Annotated in this window: 14 protein-coding genes, 2 pseudogenes and 1 riboswitch; of the genes and pseudogenes, 7 read left to right on the top strand and 9 right to left on the bottom strand. The window is 59.9% G+C overall.

From position 1 onward, the window contains the following. Window positions 1-52: 52 nt before the first annotated feature. Window positions 53-252, bottom strand: a riboswitch (cobalamin riboswitch). Between the two features lie 785 nt (window positions 253-1037). Continuing rightward, window positions 1038-1241: a 4Fe-4S binding protein gene (locus AC0L20_RS21590; protein ID WP_007600001.1), complete on the bottom strand. Its 204-nt coding sequence runs from the start codon at window positions 1239-1241 to the stop codon at window positions 1038-1040. 577 nt (window positions 1242-1818) lie between these two features. After that, window positions 1819-3033, bottom strand: a complete 1215-nt coding sequence (locus AC0L20_RS21585) for an EAL domain-containing response regulator (RefSeq protein WP_473291925.1) — start codon at window positions 3031-3033, stop codon at window positions 1819-1821. Window positions 3034-3657: 624 nt separating this feature from the next. Between AC0L20_RS21585 and AC0L20_RS21580 the strand changes: the two genes are divergently transcribed. Then, on the top strand, window positions 3658-4116 hold the full coding sequence (locus AC0L20_RS21580) for a GNAT family N-acetyltransferase (protein ID WP_473291923.1): 459 nt from the start codon (window positions 3658-3660) through the stop codon (window positions 4114-4116). Between the two features lie 714 nt (window positions 4117-4830). Here AC0L20_RS21580 and AC0L20_RS21575 read toward each other — a convergent pair. The 7 genes from AC0L20_RS21575 to AC0L20_RS21545 form a co-directional block, all read right to left on the bottom strand. After that, window positions 4831-4974 carry a hypothetical protein gene (locus AC0L20_RS21575; RefSeq protein ID WP_456769734.1) on the bottom strand — a complete coding sequence of 48 codons (144 nt, stop codon included), beginning with the start codon at window positions 4972-4974 and terminating at the stop codon, window positions 4831-4833. 65 nt (window positions 4975-5039) lie between these two features. After that, window positions 5040-5378, bottom strand: coding sequence for an SMP-30/gluconolactonase/LRE family protein (locus tag AC0L20_RS21570; protein ID WP_473291921.1), 339 nt, complete (start codon window positions 5376-5378; stop codon window positions 5040-5042). A 167-nt stretch (window positions 5379-5545) separates the two neighbouring features. Further along, window positions 5546-6373 (bottom strand): citryl-CoA lyase, encoded by an 828-nt coding sequence (locus AC0L20_RS21565; RefSeq protein ID WP_473291918.1) that lies wholly within the window; start codon window positions 6371-6373, stop codon window positions 5546-5548. A gap of 55 nt (window positions 6374-6428) precedes the next feature. After that, window positions 6429-7694, bottom strand: coding sequence for a CaiB/BaiF CoA transferase family protein (locus AC0L20_RS21560; RefSeq protein ID WP_473291915.1), 1266 nt, complete (start codon window positions 7692-7694; stop codon window positions 6429-6431). Between the two features lie 50 nt (window positions 7695-7744). Further along, the gene (locus AC0L20_RS21555) at window positions 7745-8767 is read right to left on the bottom strand and encodes an ABC transporter substrate-binding protein (protein WP_438742979.1); all 1023 of its coding nucleotides are present in this window, start codon (window positions 8765-8767) and stop codon (window positions 7745-7747) included. Between the two features lie 31 nt (window positions 8768-8798). Next, window positions 8799-9575 (bottom strand): ABC transporter permease, encoded by a 777-nt coding sequence (locus AC0L20_RS21550; protein WP_317246487.1) that lies wholly within the window; start codon window positions 9573-9575, stop codon window positions 8799-8801. Beyond that, window positions 9562-10350, bottom strand: coding sequence for an ABC transporter ATP-binding protein (locus tag AC0L20_RS21545; RefSeq protein WP_473291912.1), 789 nt, complete (start codon window positions 10348-10350; stop codon window positions 9562-9564). Before AC0L20_RS21545 ends, AC0L20_RS21550 begins: the two co-directional genes overlap by 14 nt. Window positions 10351-10514: 164 nt before the next feature. On the opposite strand from AC0L20_RS21545, the gene AC0L20_RS21540 reads away from it, so the two are divergent. From AC0L20_RS21540 to AC0L20_RS21515, 6 genes and pseudogenes are all read left to right on the top strand, one after another. Continuing rightward, window positions 10515-11204: an IclR family transcriptional regulator gene (locus tag AC0L20_RS21540; protein WP_456766250.1), complete on the top strand. Its 690-nt coding sequence runs from the start codon at window positions 10515-10517 to the stop codon at window positions 11202-11204. Between the two features lie 428 nt (window positions 11205-11632). Further along, window positions 11633-12496: a site-specific integrase gene (locus tag AC0L20_RS21535; protein WP_473291909.1), complete on the top strand. Its 864-nt coding sequence runs from the start codon at window positions 11633-11635 to the stop codon at window positions 12494-12496. Window positions 12497-12553: 57 nt separating this feature from the next. Then, window positions 12554-13741, top strand: a pseudogene (locus tag AC0L20_RS21530) (IS91 family transposase). 1353 nt (window positions 13742-15094) lie between these two features. Beyond that, window positions 15095-15301, top strand: coding sequence for a cold-shock protein (locus AC0L20_RS21525; RefSeq protein WP_219682983.1), 207 nt, complete (start codon window positions 15095-15097; stop codon window positions 15299-15301). A gap of 1200 nt (window positions 15302-16501) precedes the next feature. Beyond that, window positions 16502-16811: pseudogene (locus AC0L20_RS21520) on the top strand (transposase); the annotation flags it as partial. 879 nt (window positions 16812-17690) lie between these two features. Then, the gene (locus AC0L20_RS21515; protein WP_438742974.1) at window positions 17691-18896 is read left to right on the top strand and encodes an MFS transporter; all 1206 of its coding nucleotides are present in this window, start codon (window positions 17691-17693) and stop codon (window positions 18894-18896) included. Window positions 18897-20170 lie beyond the last annotated feature (1274 nt).

Raw genomic sequence — 20170 nt, 5'->3', positions numbered from 1 at the left:
GAACATCGCGTGAGCGACAACTGCTTGGCGCACACCGGGACGCCCCGCCCGTGGACGATATCTTGTCGAGGCAGGTCTCCTGGCTCACGGGTCGTCGCTGCTGTCCGGCCTTCCCGAAGCCGCATGGCTTCAGTGACTTCGTTGGACAGCGGCTCGCCGCTTACAGTTGCGGGGGCAGCGCCGGCATTGCACCGGCTTCCCTCTTAGCTCCAGATCAAACGAAATCCGGAGACCGCGACGGCTTGAATTATGCGCACGAGGATCGATGCGTCAACCTACCGATTCTCGCTGCGATATTGCCCAAGCGATTACGAGCGCACTAGGCGGGCACGACGGTCTTGCTCGCGGCCTGGTGAACACGCCCGGATCTGTGGAGGCTCCGCTTGTGAAATGCATTCGCTCCTTGCTCGCGTAACGGTTGAGCTCCACGACCGGAACGAACCCGGGCCGCTTTCGGTATCTGTGTGATCGCGAGGAAGCGACCTTTTCCGTCAGCAGCTTTTCGAACCAGCGCGTCAGGAAGGTGCGATCATCCTCGGCCGGCATCCGTTTGGTCACAGCCCACGAGGCTCCCTAGACATTTCGAAAGCCGGATTGCTCCAGGACCGCACGGATGATCAGGTCGGCTCCTTGGTGTTCGGCGGCCCGCGACCAGGCACGAGGTCGTTCGCCTCCGTGAGGTTGGCCAAGATGATCTTCTCGGTGCAATAGGTGTTCACGTGCTGAGCGACTTTTGCGCCGGCTTCGATACGTCCGTGGCCGCTCGACGCCGGTCTGCCTCGCCTCGACTCGCGGCCAGCGATGATAGGCCTTAACGCGGCCACTGAGCATCGAGGGCCTTGTCCTTGTTCGTGACAATTTCGACGGTGTCCTCCGACAGAGCCCGTGAGGGGTTCCTCGGAGTCGCTCAGCGTCTTAAGCTCATAACGATGTTAATCGACCTCGATGCGCCCCATGCGGTCGTGGTCTCCTCAAGGTCCCACATCTACAACTTCGTTCGCGAAATCGAGCGATGAGGCCTTTTGGTCGCGGGCTGCCTATCCTGTCTTGGACGGGACACAGGTGTCAGGGACCGGACAGACCACCGCGCATTGCGGCGTGTCGCAATGGCCCTCGCACTCCGTACATTTTTTGGCATCGATAACGTAAATGTCGCGCTTCAGACTGATCGCCGCGTTGGGACACTCGAACTCACATGCGCCACAAACGGTGCATTGCGAAGCGACGATCTTGTAAGCCATGCCTTCCGACTCCTTAGGCGAGCGATGCCATGGGCGATCCCTTTCAAATGCCGTGCCAAACGCAGACGCGCTCAATGTTGGGCAATTTGCCCAATTCGGCTGTCCCGGGTCTGAGACCATGTTGCATCTGCGATAGCAACAGGTCGCTTCAATTTCAGGCTACGAGCCCTCGGCCCCTCTTGCGAGAGTCAGTCGCGACTTGACGCTGGAAGCGTCCGTCGGTTTGTTTGGCACGTCAGCGCGGGGGCAAGCGAGGCTGACGCTTCCTCAACCGGCGGCGACAAAAAACCGCCAACGGACGCAGGTCTACGTCGGATCTCGGCAAACCTCCGGTCACACACCCCGACTGGAGGTTTGTGCAAGCCTCGCTCATGGCTGCAACGCTAGCTGCGCGGAGGACTCGCTGGAGGCTTGCCAAAACGGGCATGTGGTATAACAAGCTTTGGAGGGAAATGAAGTGGCGGCGGGACGAGCGACACTGGCCCTGCAGACCGAATTGCACTCAGCCTCATGCCTGGTGCCGAGTAGGCATGGCGGTGCTCCTGAGCGTCGCTTGGCCGCACTCAGCCACTCGCAACTATTTTAGACGAGCTGGAGCAGGGTTGAAAGATGACTGTGCAAATTGCTTCAGTGGCATGGCTTTTCCGAACAGATGGCCCTGCGCAAGGTCGAAGCCGAGTTCGGCCACAGCGATTAGGTCAGCCTGGCTCTCCACACCTTCGGCGACGGTGCGCACATTGTACTCTTTGGCTAGATCGACGATATGGCGGCACACCGTTCGCTTGAGGGGCCCATTCGCGCAGCCGCCGACGAACTGACGATCCACTTTCAATTTCATGAACGGGAATTTTGTCACCCCCATCAGCTGCGGCCAATTGGCACCGACATTGTCGATTGCAAGGCCAATGTTGTGAAAGCGAACCTCACGCGCAACCTCGACCAGGAGATCTAGGTTCTCGATCGCTTCCACGCTCTCGATTTCAATCGTCAAACCGCCGAAAGCGGCGTGCGACGGCATGCGCCCACAGAGATCTCGTACCGCCTGCGGGTCAATCAGGAATGCTGCCGGGAGATTGATGGAGAGATCGATCGAAGTTTGCTGCTCCAGAAGATACTGCCAATCCTTGATCGCGCGGTCGATCACGAACTGCGACAAGTTCCTAAAATGCGGATCGTGAGATTCCGGGATGAAATAGGCCGGTGGAACAACGCCCCAGGTCGGGTGCCGCATTCGCACATGCGCCTCGGCGCCGCGGCGGCTAAGGGTACACGCGTCAAACTTCGGCTCATACCAGAGCTCAAGCCAGCCAGCGTGTAAGGCTTCTCCGACATGGACCGCGGGACGGGGCGCCGGCTCTTTTGGCAAGAGTATGCCGATCCGATCGCGCAACGTCTCGGCTGCAAACGGCGCCCTGAGCGGCGGCAGCATAGCAAGTCCATATTCACTGCCGACCTGCTGCACTGCCGCCATGATGATCGACTCGCGCGCTCCGAACGCCAGCACTCGGCCTGCAAATTCTTCGCGTACCAGTATCTCGAGCAATCGTCCAGGCTCGATGCGGTCCGAGCCAATGCCGAGCAGGATCAGATCAGGGAACTCCGTGCGGAGTACATGCGGCAACTCGTCAGCAGTCCTGCATTCGCTGATAACAAATCCCATATCCTCCAGCACATCCCGTAGAAAGGCGCGCAGATGCCGCTTGCCGACGGCCAGGCATGCCCGCGGTCGCACCTTACGTTGCCCGAAGATTACAGGTTTCCCTCCGACCATTTCGGCCTGCCCATGTTCCATCGCAACCACTCCCGTTCCGTGACGGTGCCTTAAACGAGGAGCGAAGGTCCAAACAAGCTGTGCTTCCCGATATCTTTCGATTGTTCGAGATAAGCTTAAGATAGTGCATTAGTGTGCAAAATCTTTCGCGATCTTGCTCAGACGATTTTATCGGGCGCACGCGTATGATACCTGTCGCGCTTCGCGCAAGTTTGTACGATGTCGTACGCGAGGTGGGAATCTCTCCTTCGGACGGACCGAGCTGACGCTCTATGGCGCTGCGATCATCGTGGCGCACGATTTATTGAATAGAGTAGTTCGTGAGCGACGATCGGCAATCACTCTTACGAACGTTTGATCGACATGACCGGCGTGTGCCGTTTGGTGATTGTTTTCCAATCGAAGGCAGCCCATCATGAGTTCGCAGCTGCTCAAACCGGAGTCGATTCTGAGAACGGCAATGGCTTGCGATTACCTCAGCTCTGTTGCTTATAGCGAGTGTGGACGTGCTGCTTCCTACCGAGCCAGATAGTTGCTCTCAATTGCGTTTTCTGTATCCTCCTGAGCATGAATTTCCTCCAGAGGGCTCGGTCAGGTGTTCGTGTTGGCGCTGAAGGGCAAGGCACGTCCAGCGCGGGCACGGTTTTGCGCAAGAGCGTGCCAGGAGATGAGAACGCGGTCGCAAAAGCGGTCGAAGAGCTACTTTCCGAGTTAGGTGGCCTCGGACCGGAGTTCAGCCTTCACGGCGCGAAGCAGGCGGCGTTGCGCCTGATTCAGGATCCCGAACAGGGCTTCATTTTTGTCGTCGAGGAACAAGGCACCGGGCAGATTGTAGGGGTAGCTAGCATCTCGGCCGTACAGGCCGTGAGAGCAGCCGGAGCGTACGGCGTGCTTCAGGAGCTATGGATTTCTCGTGACTTCCGCAGCTCTGACTGCGGTCGGCATCTGCTCGAGGCGGTAGATTCGGAGGCGAAGCGACGCGGCTGGCAGATGATTGAGGTTGCGTTGCCTCCGGATGGCTATCCGGCCCTAGAACGGGTACGCCACTTCTACGAGGAGAGGGGATATCGGGTTGGAGGATTGCGCGCGCGCAAGAGGCTCTGACAGTGGTACGACCTCTGCGCCACACACTTAAAGCGCTCCTGGGCTAGCGTGCTATCGGTAAAGTCCTTCACGCAGTCAATCCTGGGCTTGTTGCTTCTCAAAACGAACGCTTCACGCGTGCGTCGCGGCCCAGCATGATCGAGAACCTTTGACGCTGATGCGGTGCTGACTCCCACCGCGAGCGGTTACCTCTTCGGCCTTCTTGGCGAGAACGTTCGAAAATATCAGCGATCAATCATTCTGCATCGTGGGAAGCGATACCGCGACCCGCCCGACCAAAAGGCGACAGGTCGGCGGCGGCCCGTCGCGGGCGAAGCGCGACCCAGCCTTACGAATCGTTCGTTTGCGCTTCCCATGCAGTGCGATTTACTGGCTCTGGTTTGAGATCACCCACACAAACGCCATCCATTCGTCACCAATTACATTCTCTCGGCAACTGGCCAGCCAGTCGTCTACCAGACTCATTTCCTGCATCTTGGTGGGGCGGACCGGCGCGTGAAAGGATTCCGCACCACCTTGCCACTCCTGCTGGCGAATTTCGAGGAAGGTGCGCGAGATCAGCCATCACACTGATCCGGTAGAGGATTCCGTAATGAGCAATGTGCCGAGTGCCGCGTCCAATACCACATTCGTGCAGCTCCCCCATGCGCAGGACTGGATGCAAGCGGACCGCTTCGCCGTTTGGCGCCAATGCGAAAACGTGGGCCGAGGGAATCATGCGCGACAAAGAGCCGCTCTTTTTTGATCGACCGTCAGTCCGTCAGGACCGCTCGTCGCGAAGAACCAGCTGAATCGTCCGACTTTCCCCACGCCATCACGCATCAGCGGTACGTGCCAGATGCTATTGTCGCGCGTCATTGCAACGAACAATACGGTCTCGTCCGGACTGAGCACCAGGCCATTCGGGCCCGGGCCATTAGAAATCAAGCAATGATCCGGCCGTCAGGGCACAGTCGAAATACCCGGCCGGTCCGATCGTGCAATCCAGTCAGGCCCTGATCGGTGAAATAGATGTCGCCTTTGGTCGCGATATGTAGGTCGTTGCAGCCTCTGAAGGACTCGGAATTGCGGTGGCCCAGCAACGGTCGGATGGTCCCTCTCTGTGGATCGAGCTCCAGGAGACCGTTGATATAGTCGGACACGAGCACCCGGCCGTCCGGAGCAACCTTCAGACGTTCGGCCAGCCGTCGTATTCGATGATCAAAGACCAGACGCCCTCCGGTGAAATCCGAAAATGCAGCCGAAGGGGATGTCGACGACATAGAGATTCCCGGACTGGTCGAACGACGGTCCCTCGATGAAACAATCTACTGGGTATGCCCCGCGGTTCGCGTCTGCCCATTCCGAAGAAACAGCCGGGCGACGAAACTCCGCCGGCATCGACGAGAACACGCTAACCTCCATCAGCTTGGGCGGGTTTTCGAGATGCTCATGATGCGCCTTCGAGCCTGCGACGCGGCTGGCCCTCGTATTTGTAGCCGAACTGCTTGGGCATCGGGCCCTTGTTGCGATCGTTGCGCCCAGTTTGCTCCCAGGCGTGAGCCAGGATTCCGACCGCGCGCGACAAGCAGAAGACCCCCCGCGCGAGCGGAGAGGCGAAGCCCAGTTCGCCGTAAATGACCGCGGTCGCGCCATCGATGTTCATCGGAATGAGCTTGCTCTTGCGCTGTTGCATCACCCGCTCGATCGCGCGAGCGGCCTTGGCATAATCGCCGCCGACACTGCCCTCGTCAGCTGCGGCATCCACCAGCGCCAATAGCGGGGCCGCGCGCGGGTCGACTGGATGAAACCGATGGCCAAAGCCCGGCAGATATTTGCTGCGGGTTGCGGTGAAATGGTCGATTGCAGCGCCAGCGGCCTGCTCGATCTCTCGCCCTTGGCGCCGTCGCAGCACATCGTCGTAGAGTTCGATAGCCTGCTCCCCTGCTCCGCCATGCACGTCATCGAGCGTGTTGATTGCCGAGGCCATTGCGCCATTCAGGGGCAGGCCGCAGCTCACCGCCATTTGGGCAATTGCAATGGAGGGCGCGTGCGGACCGTGGTCAACGGATCCAACCAGCGCAGCTTGCAGCAGCTGCTCCTGTGCTGGCGTCGGCAGATTGCCACGTAACATCAGCCAAATCATGGCGGGAAAAGAAACGCGGCCTATCAAATCTTCAATTGGATAACCCCGATAGGCGATGCGACCTGGCGCGATATCGCAAATGGAGGTTCGCCACCAACTGGCCGCTTGCTGTCTCAGTTCTTCTTCGCTCATTTCCGCTTCCGTCCTTTCAACCTGCCGATTGCCAACCGACGCAAGCCGTCGGATGTCATGATATCGGTCCGTCCGTGGCTGCGCGGACGGGCAGGAAATCAGCCTCTCCTTGCTTTGGCCTCCCGACGGCTCGGCTTGAGACTAGTTGCTCAACCTCCGCATACGAATAGCCGAGCCGCTGCAGCCATCGCTCAGTGTCTGCTCCGAGCGTCGCAGGTGGTGAAGGCTCCGAAAACTCCTCATCCAGCCGGAACCCCGGCCGCGTGATTCGTAACGGCTGCGCATCGTCTTGTTCTGGCGCCAAAGTCTCGATGAATCCGCGCTCAACGACCTGTGGCTGCTGCAACACTTGCGAGACCGTCAGCACACGGCCGGCAGGGACACCAGCCAAGTTCATTTGGGCCTCCCATTCCTCAGCGGGCTTGCAACTCAACGCCTTGTTCAACTCCGCGCTCAGCGCAGCGCGGTTCATCTTGCGCATCTCGCGTCCAGCAAAGCGTGGATCCGTCTTCAGGTCCGGTCGATCGATCAGGTCGCATAGGGCTTGGTACTGCTTCTGCTCGTTGGCGGAAATGTTCAGCGGGCCCGTTGCGGTGCGGAACGTGCCGGAGGGAGCCGCGGTAAAGTTCTCGTTGCCGATGGGCTGCGGCTCGATCCCGGCGTTCAGGTGGTTGGAGACGACCCATCCCATCGCCGCAATGGTGGCCTCGAGCAGGGACACGTCGATGAACCGACCCCGTTGCCTATGCCGCTGGTCGACCAGAGCCGCGGCGATAGCAAACGCAGCAGTCAGTCCCGCAATCGTGTCCGAGATCGGAAAGCCCGTGCGCAGGGGAGCCGAGGCTATATCGCCGGTGACGCTCATGGCTCCGGAGAGACCCTGGACGATCTGGTCATAGGCCGGACGGGCGGACCACGGTCCGCTCTGCCCAAAGCCGGAGATCGCGCAGTAGACCAGACGCGGGTTCAGCCTGACAAGCACATCAAAGCCGATGCCAAGGCGTTCCATCACCTTCGGGCGGAAGTTTTCGAGCACCACGTCGGCTTCCTTGACCAGTCGCAAGAACACCTCGCGGCCCGCTTCCGATTTCAGGTCCAGTGCAATCGATTGCTTGCCGGCGTTCACAGCGACAAACGAGAGTCCCTGCAGGCGCTCCGCTCTTTGCGGATCCGCGCCGAGGCGCCGCGCCAGGTCGCCGCCGTTCGGATTTTCCACCTTAATGACCTCCGCGCCAAGGCGCGCAAGATGGTAACCGCAGAACGGACCCGCCAACACGTTTGACAGGTCGAGAACGCGGATACCGGTTAGCGGCAGAGACATCTGAAGAGCCTTCTTGTAGGTGATCCGATAGCGAGCGCTTAGTACGCAACTTATTTCAGTTGCTGCGCAGCACGTTCCGCGAATCGATTCGTGAAGGTCTTGATCAGGTCGATCTTTGCGGCTGCGATCTTCGGATCAAAGTCGCCTAGGACAGCCAGCGGGATCTTGGCCGCCTCGATGTCCATCTGACCTGTTGGCGAGAACAGCGCTTTCGACGCGTTCATGATCTCGATGTTCACCTCGCGATTGTCGGTCTTGTATGCAGGAGGCATCGCGTCGACGAGTTGCTCCGTCGACGCCGTGTTGATCCAGCGGTGGGTTTTGAGCAAGGCGTTGACGAGGCGCTGGACCGTTTCTGGATTTTTGTCGATGAAAGTCTGCTGCAGGTAGAGACAGGCGGTCGGATAGATTCCGCCAAAGGCTTGTTTTGAGCCTTCGAGTGTGCGCGCGTCGAACAGCGGCGTCGCACTCTTTTTGCGCGCGAGAAGGGTCGCAATCGGGTCGAAATAGACGAGCGCGTCGATATTCCTGGCCTCGAGTGCCACCATACCGGGCGCCCCGCTGCCGACCGCGATAATGTTCACGTCGCGCGGACCCAACCCAGATTTCTTGATGTAGTAGCGCGCCATGGTGTCGGTCGATGACCCCGGCGCCGTGATCCCGAGCTTGAGGCCCTTCAGGTCGGCACCGGACTTGACCTTGTCAGCGAGGCCGCTGCGGACACCGAGCAACACGCCGGGAATGTCATTGAGCAGGAACACGCAGGAAATCTGTTTGCCCTGCGCATGCATCTGAATGGTGTGATCGTAAAAGCCGACTGTCCCGTCCACCGAACCGCCGACCAGCGCCTGCAAAGCCTTCGAACCACCGGCCTGGAAGTTTTCGACGGTCACCTCAAGGCCCTGGTCCTTAAACGAACCGAGCTTCACACCAAGCTCGAGAGGCATATAGTTGAGGATCTGTGATCCCACTGCGATCTTCAATTTTGTCTTCTCGGGCTCGGCGGCATGCGCTGAAATGAGCGGCAATACGGCTGCCGCGATAACCACCATCAGTCTCGGAAAAGCGTGCATGGGAACCTCCGTGAGAATGGGAGCGCTACGATCAAACTTCGTGGGCAGGTGCCGGCCGCCAGACCAGCAGCCGCTTTTCCACCCGGTCGACGATGGCATCGAGCGCGATGACGAAGGCGGAGAGGACGATGATCCCTGCGAAGACACCGGTGGCATCAAGGACACCCTCGGCCTGCGCAATCAGGTGCCCCAATCCTGCGGACGAACCGAGATATTCGGCGACCACCGCTCCCATCACGGCCATGCCGACAGATACCCGCAGACTCGACAGGATCCACGTGGTGGCGGACGGCAGGTAGACGTGGCGCAGCAGCGAGGACTTCGATGCACGCAGCAGGCGGGCATTCGCGAGCACGACCGGATTGACCTCGCGGACCCCCTGAAACGTGTTGAAGAATGCGACAAAGAGGACCAGCGTTACCCCGAGCGCGACCTTGGAGGTGAGCCCCAATCCGAACCAGATGACGAAGATGGGTCCCAGCAAGATGCGGGGGATCGCGTTGAACATCTTGATAAAGGGCTGGACCACCTCGGCCGCAAACGGGCTTAAGCCGAGCCAGATACCAAGCGCGGTGCCGATCCCGATCCCAGCCAGGAAAGACAGGACCGTCTCCAGCAGTGTTGTCCCAACATCGGTCCAGAAGTCCGATGTTGACATCCACTCGCCTATTCTTGCGACAAGCGTCGATGGTGCCGGAAAGAAGAAAGGATCGATCAGCCCGACCCTCACACCCAGTTCCCAGATCAGGATCACACCGAGGACGATGGCGAACTGCGTGAGAGCAACCTTACCCTTACCCCTGCGCATAGCTTTTCTCCACTTCGGCGCCGAGCAGCGACCAGATTTCACGATAGAGCGCGACGAATTCATCCGTGGTCTGGAGTGCCAAGACGTCGCGTGGACGGGACAGCGTGATCCTGACATCGCCAACCATGCGGCTGGCAGGACCGGCAGACATCACAACGACGCGGTCCGCCAGCGTGATCGCCTCATCGAGATCATGGGTGATAAAGACGAGGGAGCGCCGGTCCGCCTGCCATAGCTCGAGCAGGATGCGATGCATGAGGCGGCGCGTGTGAACGTCCAGCGCGGAGAAAGGCTCATCCATCAGGACGATCTTCGGCTCCATGATCAGGGTCTGGGCCATGGCAACGCGCTTGCGCTGGCCTCCGGATAATTGATGCGGATAGCGCTCCTCGAACCCTTTCAAGCCGACCTTGGCGAGCCAGGGCCGCGCCTGCTCGCGCGCCTTTGAGATCGAGCTTCCCTGAAACACGAGCCCGAGGCCGACATTGTCCTGGGCGGTTTTCCAGGGCAGCAGCCCTTCCTGTTGCAGCATGTAGCCGGACTGACCGTTCAGGCCCCTAAGCGATTTGCCGAAAATGCAAACCTCGCCGGCGGCCGGCTTCAGCAGTCCGGTGACAGTATTGAGAATGGTCGATTTTCCGCAGCCGGTCGGCCCGACCACTGCAACGAATTCGGTTTCGCCGACCTGGAGGTTCATGCTTTTCACGGCGGTGAAGTCGCCGAAGCGAATCATCACGTCGCGCAGGTCGACGGCAAGTGCCGGCTGCCCTTCCATTGTTTCGCTCCGCAGAACCTGTTCTAAGCCTCAAAACAGGTAACTGGCGCTACATCCGGAGTCAATTGCATTCTGCAATATAGAACCCAGATGAGCATTGAATACTGGACTTTCTATCCATTCTGGATATCTGTTCTGCACGCCAGAACATGAGGACTGTATCAATGGCAAAGACAGGGGTTGATGCGGTCGGGCGCGCCCTGGCGATCCTCAAGGCCTTCGGCGCTGAGCGCGCAGCCATGACGCTGACCGAGATTGCCGAGGCGACCGACTTCTACAAGAGCACGGTCCTTCGCCTTGCCGCATCCCTGGAAGCGGACGGATTCCTGGTGCGGGGGACCGACCGGCTATTTCGACCCGGACCGGAGCTATGGCGCCTTGGGGCGCTCTATCAGCGTGGGCTGGACCTCGGTGACCTGATCAGACCCTCGCTCCATCGTCTGGTCGAAGCAACCGGAGAGACCGCATCCTTCTACATCGCGGAGGGCGACGAGCGCATTTGCCTTTATCGCGTTAATTCTCCGCGTTCCGTCCGGCATCACCTCGAAGAAGGACAACGATTGCCGATTGATCGCGGCGCTGCGGGCCGCGTTCTTACCGCTTACCGCGATTTTGCATTAGCTGGTGGAAAGAAGATCAGAGATCGTGGCTTCTACGTCTCGATCGGCGAGCGTGATCCTGAGGTTGCGGCCGCAGCGGTGCCCGTAATCGATGTCTACGGCAAATTGCGGGGCGCGCTCTCAGTCTCCGCCATTCGCACTCGCTTTGATGCAGATGCTCGGAAATCTGCCGTTGAAGTGCTGAAGTCCGAGGCTAAAGCGCTGATTGGTTTGCTGCCTGCAACTGAGCGCTGAGCTACAATGGCAGCGTTCTGTTTATAACGCACAGCTCAGCGGGTGCCGCAATGGCCTCTCCTGAGCGTAGCGCGCATTTCTCGCATTGTTGAGGCCTGCAGATCATCCTCGATCTCGACGCCACCCATCCCTACACGGACATCAGGAGGGAGGCTTCTTCAAGGCTATTACGCTGCTCGTGTGATGTGTGCTGGTGCGCGTGTTCTGGAGCCGTCATGGCGTGACGGCCAAGCTGCGGCGCGCCGACATCGATGCAAGCGCGGTTAGGACGTTTCGCGGATTGTGCGGCCTAAAGCCGGATGGGGTTAGACCGAATCGATCTGGGATTGAACGAAGCCGCTGTCGCAGCGTGCGTGGCGAGGTGGCGTAGATCGCCTCCTGGCTGAGAGGATGTGGGTGTTGGAGCCCCCCTCAGACAGGGTATTGAGATGGCCGATTTGAGCCCTCTTCGCCGCCGCATGATCGAGGATATGACAGTCCGCAATCTGTCGCCGGCGACGCAGCGATCCTACATCAGCGCGGTTTCGAAGTTCAGCCGCTATTTCGGCCGATCGCCTGAGCGGTTGGAGCTGGAAGACGTCCGGGCCTTCCAGGTGCATCTGGTCTCGACCGACATCTCATGGCCGGCGCTGAACCAGATCATCGTCTGTGCGCTACGGTTTTTCTACGGCGTCACGCTCGGCGAGGCGCTCATCCCGAAGCGCATTCCCTATGCGCGAGAGCCCCGCAAGCTGCCGGTCGTTCTCAGCGCCGACGAAGTGGTGCAGTTCCTCGAGGCGGTGTCGAGCCTGAAGAGCCGCGCCGCGCTCACCACCGCCTATGCGGCCGGCCCCAGGGCCTCCGAGGTCGCGGGACTGCGGATCGAGGACATCGACAGCACCCGCGGTGTCATCCAGGTGCGCCACGGCAAAGGCGCGAAGGATCGCAACGTGATGCTGTCGTCCCGACTGCTCGGCATCCTGCGCACCTACTGGCGGCTCGCCCGGCCGCGGCTTTATCTGTTCCCTGGGCGTGACGAAGGTCACCCGATTGATCCGACCGTGTTGCATGCCGCCTGCCGCTCGGCGGTCAAGGCCGCGGGCCTGACCAAGCGCGTCACGCTGCACACGCTACGCCACAGCTTCGCGACACATCTTCTGGAGAACGGAATCGACATCCGGATCATCCAGGTTCTGCTCGGGCACAATAATCCGTCGTCGAGGGCGCGCTACACGCAGGTCGCCACCCATACGATCCGGCCGCCCCAGAGCCCGCTCGACCGCCTATCACTGGAGGTGACGCCACCGGCATGACAACGGCTCCGGGATCCGGCTTATGACCCCCCCGACGTCCGCCCGCACCGACCCGCCATCGACATTGCCGATACCTTGCGCCGGCATGGCGACGCCTATCGTCGTGACCATGCCGGTCATCACGGTCGCGTCGAGCGGCGGGTGGTGAGCGCCATTGTTGGGTGCCGAACCGACGCGCTCGGCGGCCACGTCGAGGCCCGCTATGACTGCGGCATGACGCGGATCGCCTATAATTCCTGCCGGAATCGGCATTGTCCGAGGTGTCAGGGGCCAGCCCGAGCCGCGTGCCGTGCCGCGCGAGAAGCCGACCTGCTGCCGGTTCCCTACTTCAACGTCGTCTTTACGCTTCCTGCACCGATCGCCGCGATTGCTTTCCAAAACAAGGCGGTCGTCTATGCCATCCTGTTTAAGGCCGCCGCCGAGGCGATCACCGACGCTTGCTGCCAATCCGCGCCGGCTCGGCGCGGAGATCGGCGGCGTCGCGGTCCTGCACACCCTGTGGAAAAGCGCTAACGCATCATCCCCACATTCACTGTGTCGTGCCGGGCGGCGGCCCGTCACCTGATGGAACACGCTGGATCGCCAGCCGACCGAACTTCTTCGTTGCTGTCAAACCGCTGTCCCGGCTCTTTCGCTGGCTTTTTCTCAAACGCCTGATCGGGGCCTTCAACGCCGGCGCCTTGCGCTTCTTCGGCGATCTTGCTCCTCTTGCCGAACTCGACGCTTTCGCTGGTCGCATCAAAGCCATGCAGCGCGTCAACTGGGTTGCTTACGCCAAGCGGCCCTTCGGCGGACCCGCACAGGTGCTGGCCTATCTCGGCCGCTATACCCATCTCGTCGCGATCGCCAACAGCCGGCTCGTCGCACCCGACAACGATCATGTTGCCTTCACATGGAAGGATTACCGCCAGGACGGCGCGACAAAGATCATGAAGCTCAAGCCCGACGAGTTCATTCGCCGCTTCCTGCTTCATACGCTGCCCGACGGTTTCCATCGCATCCGCCACTTCGGCTTCATGGCCAACCAATCGCGCTGCCAAGCTCGCCCTTTGCCGCGAACTTCTCGATCATGAGACAACCCCAAACGAAAGCCAACCGCCGCCTGTGGATTCGGAAGCGCAAACCTGGGCCGAAGTTCCTGCCTGTCCGGATTGTGGTGGCGTCATGCGCATCATTGAGCGCTTTCGACACAGCTTCAGACGCTCCAGCCCTCGAACATCACCGTTTCGATGCGACACATCGTGAGCCAAGTCATGCCGTGCACGACGATCATCATTCGTCATTTCGCTCCCAGCGTCTCGATCATCGCGAACGATGTCGACTCCGTGCTTTCACACTGCGCGACAACAACGGTCCCATGCAGCAAAATGCCTATCGCGATCTCCAGTGAAGCGCGTCTGATCTCAACTCTTCCCCGACGCGCACATCTCGTGTCTCTGCCTCACGCGCCGAGCCAGCAGATCGGGCCTTCCGATCTCGAACGTGCTGCATGCTCTGGTCCTCGTCTTCGGCCAGAACGAACTTCAAACTGGATTAAGCCCGAGGGGCAGGGTCAACACCCACGCCTTCCTCGGCGGTGCAAAATCCATGCGCCAGATTCGTGTGGGCGTCGGCGGCGCCACTACGAAGATCGCGTGGTTGCCCCCCAGCGCATCCAGTACGACGGCAACCTATGGCGTGAGGACACCACGCGGCAATCCTCAGCGCGCGGCAATCCTCAGATGGGCTGTGACGGGCGTCTTTTGGAGACTCGTACGACTCTCACGGCTACTCGCCGTTCCCAGCCGGTGGTCGGCCGCAGTCGACTCTTCTGGCGCGATTTGGCGGATTGTTAGCAAAGTTGCGCGACTGTCCGACCGCCTACATCTGTTCGTCGGAGCCGTGGCCTCTCGCGAGATCTCGTGTCCGTTGCATCGTGCGGGAAAAATATTCGTCGCGCTCGCGGCGCACGCGCTCTTGATGCGCTCTGAAATTCGCAACTCGTTTGCTGATGTGCTCTCGCTCGGAGGTGTCCCAGCTCAACCGCCGGGGAGAATCGGGCGGGGAAGCTTTTGCGATTGGCGCGATGGGTGCTACCAGCTTTGGAATAGGCGCTACGCTCCGTGCGCGTTCTACGAGTGCCGCGGATTGTTGAGTGCCGCGGATTGTTGAACCAGCGCCTCCAGTTCCTTCTTCCAGTTCATCTTCCATGTTCTCCGAACAGTCATGGGAGCATGCTAATTTGGTGCGGTACGCTCGTCCAGCTACCCCTTTTGGTAGTTGCGAGGCCGCTGCTTGTCCGCAAAATAGTGGCCGATGAGCCATTTGGGCCGATGAAATTCGCGGCTTCCCTGCTAGGAGAACCCACCCACGTGACCTTCGTCACCCAAGTGACGCAACAGCCTGGAAGATCAGAACGATGCGACCTGGGTCAAACCCGTCGGCTGTGCCTGGTCTCTGGCATGAAAGCATGATCGCCCAGGCTCACCATACTCGAACTCCTCAAGCGAACTACGCTGACGCCGAAGCAGCGGAGATTGTGCGTCAATGCGCGAATCGGTGCCGCCCGAATGGTCCGACCAGAACTACTCTACAGTATTGCTCAAATGGGAGATGGGAGTGGCGAGGGGTGTTGTGAAATGGTTTAACGCGACGAAGGGTTTCGGCTTCATTCAGCCGGATGGGGGCGGCCAAGATGTTTTTGTACACATAAGCGCCCTGGAGCGCGCTGGCCTCTCTGACCTGCGGGAAGGGCAGGCAGTCTCTTACGAGCTTAAAGTCGACCCGAGGCGCGGTAAAAGCAGTGCGGAAAATCTGCGTGTCTGATTTCATGTCGTAGGCGTCTGGCCTCAGCCCCCCGCCCAAGTCTGGCGCTTACCTCGGAACGACCCCAGCCTCTTTAAGCACTGGGGTCGTTTCATTTCTCGCCAATTTTCGACGTTTCGCGGGTCCGAATACAAAAGAACGTAGCTAGCGATGCTCGCTAGCGCATCGCCTCTTTGTCCCGTTTGGTAGACGGGTAACAGTCAGTCCGCCCGCTCGTCATAGCGCGATTTGAAGGCGCTCGCGAGCGGCTTATTGGTCGGAAGGTCATCCTCGCCGATCATCCTGGACCGGAGGTGGTGGCGCCGGCGCTGATCAAACCCGATACCGTGCTGCGGCGCGAGTTCAACAGTGTGGACCAACGAAGGGATGGGAAACCTAAGCAAGGACTCTCGAGCGTTCGAGAGGGCTACGATATCAGGCTATTGCTGCGCGAGCTCCCTTCGCCGGACGTTGGATCCGGTCAAGGTCGCCAGCCTCGAGGGCTCACAAGCAGGCAATTCGTAGATTGTGGGCAGGCTCCTCAACGCCCTCCATCAGGAGCCTTCGGGGATCTCGGGGAGCACGACGCCGCACCTGCGGCCGCGGTTGTGCATGCGGTCGCCGCGTTCTTTGCTCAGCCACACGCCTGGCGCGTACGCTGAAGCTGCAACCGCGTAGTCGCCCTTCAAGTGCTGGATGATCTCGCCGAGAAATGATACGCAGCGGCGATGATCGTTTACCTTCACATCAATAAGTGTCGGGGCAGGGCTGGATTGAATTTACCTTAATTGGGCGGGGCCATCTTTGGTTGAGTGCTCGTCGAGTCGCCACGCCATTATGGGATCGCTCTCCGCCCTAGAGCCTCTCGTCGTGGAGGTTGGCAATCCTCTTGGCGCAGCGAACCGGCTAGAACTGAAAATCGAATTTTGAGATGCACGAAGGCAATGCCGAACTCACCTATCGGAATTCCAAGGGGATTTTGCTGAGCCGGGACATTTCGGGCGTCCACCACCGATCCGCGCCCCTCGTAGTCTAATTTATGTAACCGCGGAACGCTTCCGTCCATCATTAGGGCTTCGCACGGACCAACATACGGCCCGTTGGCATCGCGCGTTGAAGCCCACTTGAGGATTCAAAGCCGGAGCGGCTGCTAGCATCAGTGCTAAAGCTCGATCCGTCCTCCTAATGAACCAGCGCATGCGACGGCACCTTGAAACATCGCGCTTCCGATCGGCATCAAGCGTCGGCGCCTATCTGGGTCTTACGCCTCGACGCAACCACTCTGGCGAAACTGGGCAAGATATCACGATGGGGCGACCGTCTTCTCCCAACCTACCTGTACGAGGCGGCGATCGTCCTGCTTCATCGAACGAAGAAATGGTCCTCTCTTAGGGCTTGGGGCATGAAGCTCGCTAAGCGGATTGGCATGCGAAAGGCAAAGGTCGCCATCGCGCGCAAACTCGCCATCCTTCTTCACTGTATCTGGGTCTACGGCACATCGTTCGACTGGGGCCAGGGGAAGGAAGCCTGATCCGATCTTGTAGAGTTCCTGGTCCGGTCTGCCGGACTGGCGATGTCTCGCTGGGACGGTGCTGTGGCGGCCTCGGTTAATCAGGCGGTGGCGGCTCGTCCGCACTCCGCTGCAAACGTTGAGGCGCCCGACCCCGACATCATCATGAGGCGCTGCGCGACTTGGAAAGGACCATGATCCCAGCGAAGACCTCAACCAGCCCCGGCGATCCAATGCACGTATCAGCCGGCCCGCGCCGTCTCCGCAATCCGGACCAGCTCCGACGGCGCGAGCACTACCACCGTGCCGTGGGCGAGTTCAGAAATGTAAGTTTGACAACAAACCGCAATTAAAGGGCCGATTGACACCCAGCGCGCGCGTACGCAGGCGAGGCAATCGCGGCTCCCCGGAGATCATGATCCGCGAGCGCCCTGCTAAAGCTGCCGAAGCAGTGCCGGGACATCGTGAGTGAGACCTCCTCCTCGGTGTTGGCAGCTCGGCAATCTGCAGGCCGTCCGAACGCACGAAAGGCATCACGATGCTATTGCACCGTTCGTTTGGCGGGGTTGGCGAAGCGCAGCGCCTGGTGGCGAGCGACGCAGCTCTTCGAGTAAGGTCAGGCCCTCTTTCACGACGCCGGCCGGAACGACAGTCCCACTCAGGACGCCAGTCGAGGACACCGAGTGCCGTTTGTCGTGTGTCAACTATCAACTCTCGCAGTTGATGGAGAGAACGACCCATGCAACCGTAACGATCGGATACCACCGGTGCAGGTCGATTAACATCCGGAGAGACGCCCGTGCCATGCGGCGCCACGTCGATGGATGAAAAATGCGTACAAGCAGCGGCTGATCATCGACAAATCAAACGGGCGGATCCTTCGTACAGTGATGTTTAATAATGACGAGTGACGGCACAGAATCTTCGCTCCGCATCTGGCTCGCTGTCATCGTGCTAGGCATCGCCTCGTTTCACATCGTCTTGGCAGAGATAGCACCTATCGGGCTGTTGTCTCAGATCGCTCGCGACCTCGGACGAGATCAGGCAGGGGTCGGGCTCACGGTGGCCCTCTATGCCTGGATCGGTGCTGCCAGCGGTCTGTTGTCACCCGTTCTGCTTCAGAAGTTTCCTCGCAAGCCGCTACTCATCGCCTTGACTCTTATCCTTTCCGCAACAACGTTTGCGGCGACGATGTCTCACACTTTCGAAGGGTTGTTGCTGGCACGCACGGTGGGCGCTGTCGTTCACGGTTTCTATTGGGCCATGGCGGCTGCGGTTGCGTCTAAGATTGCGCCGTCCCGCAGTATGGGTGTTGCGATGGCAATCGTATTCGGCGGGATCTCGATGGCGACCGTTGTTGGCGTGCCGCTCGCGAACTTCGTCGGTCAGGTGAGCGGATGGCGTGCAGCGTTCAGATTAATTGGCGCCATCGGACTGATCACCTCAGCCCTGATGGTGGCAGTTCTTCCGAAAATGCAGGCCGGGACGCCAGCGGGATGGAGAGAGCTTGGATCAGTCTGCCGCAGGCATGACCTGTTGGGGATCTATGCCGTAACGACATTCATGGCGGCGGCGCATTTCGGGGCGTACACATTTATAGAACCATTCCTCAGCGAGATTCCAAACGTTGCCCAAGTCATGATCGGCGCGCTGTTGTTCGGCTTTGGCGGAGCAGGATTCCTGGGGAACATCCTGGCGGGCGTCCTCATCGACCGCTTCATGAAGCCCATCATCACTGCGGGGCTGCTTGCTCTGTGTCTGGCGCTCGTTGGCCTTGGATGGTTTGGTCCCCACTTGGGGACAGGCCGGGTCCTTGTCTTGCTGGTCATCTGGGGCGCTGCCGTCGCGGCGCTGTTCGCGGGACTCCAGACCTGGATCCTGCGCGCCGCCGGTTCGACAGTGATGACTGCTGCCGCGATGCACTCGGCGGTCATCAATTCGGCCATCGGCTTCGGAGCCGTCCTTGGCGCCCAGATGTTGACTGTAGCCGGCCCATCAGGAGTGATGCTGGCAGCTGGTATGGTCGTCATCATCCCTCTGCTGATAGTTCTCCCGCAAGCAGCCCCAGAGGGTGATCTAAAAAAGGGGGCGTTGCTTGATGGATAACGCCGCAGCCGTGCGCACCGCGCGGATCGCCGCGTGCCCTACCACGAATGTCGCACGAAACCTTCCGCTGGTACGCGAGCGTTGGACCAAAATGTTCGTGCAGCCAAGCGGACCGGTCGAAGGGGGTGAAACACCACGCCAGGCCTTGCCCGAGAACTCGTTGAGGAACTCGGCATCGAGGTTTCTGGCGATGTACGCGAACATCTCGGGCGATTGCGCCGTTGCGGCATTGCGAGGAGCATTCGGTCGAGCGGTCTACCGCACTGCGGAACACTTTTGCATTCTTTCCACACAACAATGTCTCTGTCCTGAGATTACCCGGCATTCTAGCATCATAATTGGCGCTACCCGACAGACGGGCAAGCTCGCCTTCTTCATCCCGTGAGCGTCCTCACGCTGGCGTGTGACGCGCTTCTCGATGATCGGTCCTATCGCGCTCAACCGAAGGCGCTCTTTGCTGGCTCTTCCGAGGCGCTGCCGAGCAGCTGAGCCATCATCGCCTTCCTGCGCGGAAGAGCAAGCTGATGACGTCTACTTGCGTGCTTTCCTGATTGAGCGCTCACCAGCATCACAATGGCACTCCAACCAGCGACTTCGATCAATTGCGTCCTTAGACCCACTGGGATCTCAAAGCCATGGTCTAGAACTGGGCTTACTGTCAATGAACTCGCATGATGGTGCCGAAGACGAGACGCAAGATCGGCGCGGCCTCTAGATCAACTTTACGCTCTTGAGCGCATTGTGGCAGGTGGCTTCACTCCTTTCGGGATAGCCGTCGCATTGGATCATCGGCCGGTGGTCGGACGTGTCTGCGGATACCCATATCCGCGAACTCGCAGGCACCTACACATCGATGCCCGCGTCGGCCAAAAGGCTCAAGAGGGAGCTCATGCGCGGCGGCCATCGCGTCAACTTCTGACCTCGTGGACAAAGGCGGCGCACTCATCGTTGACAAGAGAGAGGCGCGGCTACGTCCATGATCCAATAGGTGCGTGCACGAAAATCGAGCTGTTCCAGAAGCTCCTAAAATCGGGCTGCAGGGCGGAGGACTCAAAACTGCGGACCGCAGAGCGGCTCGCTAGTTTGATGGCGGTCGTCTGCCCTCTCAGCTGGCGCGTCCTCTGGCTCATCATGCTCAATCGTACGGCCCGGACGCATCACCGAAGATCGCCTCCACGGACACCGAGATCGTATTGCCCGATGAACTCATCAAGGACGTCGGCATTCGACGAGGTCGCCTTGGAACCCCGCATTCTACTTGACCGAACTTGCAC

This window comes from Bradyrhizobium sp. Kon58 (assembly GCF_055807455.1).
This window is presented reverse-complemented; position numbering and strand designations above follow the sequence as displayed.

Coding starts and splice junctions, on each gene's coding strand:
- AC0L20_RS21590 (WP_007600001.1), bottom strand. CDS start 1,241: ATGGCTTACAAGATCGTCGCTTCGCAATGCACCGTTTGTGGCGCATGT.
- AC0L20_RS21585 (WP_473291925.1), bottom strand. CDS start 3,033: ATGGAACATGGGCAGGCCGAAATGGTCGGAGGGAAACCTGTAATCTTC.
- AC0L20_RS21575 (WP_456769734.1), bottom strand. CDS start 4,974: ATGACGCGCGACAATAGCATCTGGCACGTACCGCTGATGCGTGATGGC.
- AC0L20_RS21570 (WP_473291921.1), bottom strand. CDS start 5,378: ATGTCGTCGACATCCCCTTCGGCTGCATTTTCGGATTTCACCGGAGGG.
- AC0L20_RS21565 (WP_473291918.1), bottom strand. CDS start 6,373: ATGAGCGAAGAAGAACTGAGACAGCAAGCGGCCAGTTGGTGGCGAACC.
- AC0L20_RS21560 (WP_473291915.1), bottom strand. CDS start 7,694: ATGTCTCTGCCGCTAACCGGTATCCGCGTTCTCGACCTGTCAAACGTG.
- AC0L20_RS21555 (WP_438742979.1), bottom strand. CDS start 8,767: ATGCACGCTTTTCCGAGACTGATGGTGGTTATCGCGGCAGCCGTATTG.
- AC0L20_RS21550 (WP_317246487.1), bottom strand. CDS start 9,575: ATGCGCAGGGGTAAGGGTAAGGTTGCTCTCACGCAGTTCGCCATCGTC.
- AC0L20_RS21545 (WP_473291912.1), bottom strand. CDS start 10,350: ATGGAAGGGCAGCCGGCACTTGCCGTCGACCTGCGCGACGTGATGATT.
- AC0L20_RS21540 (WP_456766250.1), top strand. CDS start 10,515: ATGGCAAAGACAGGGGTTGATGCGGTCGGGCGCGCCCTGGCGATCCTC.
- AC0L20_RS21535 (WP_473291909.1), top strand. CDS start 11,633: ATGGCCGATTTGAGCCCTCTTCGCCGCCGCATGATCGAGGATATGACA.
- AC0L20_RS21515 (WP_438742974.1), top strand. CDS start 17,691: ATGACGAGTGACGGCACAGAATCTTCGCTCCGCATCTGGCTCGCTGTC.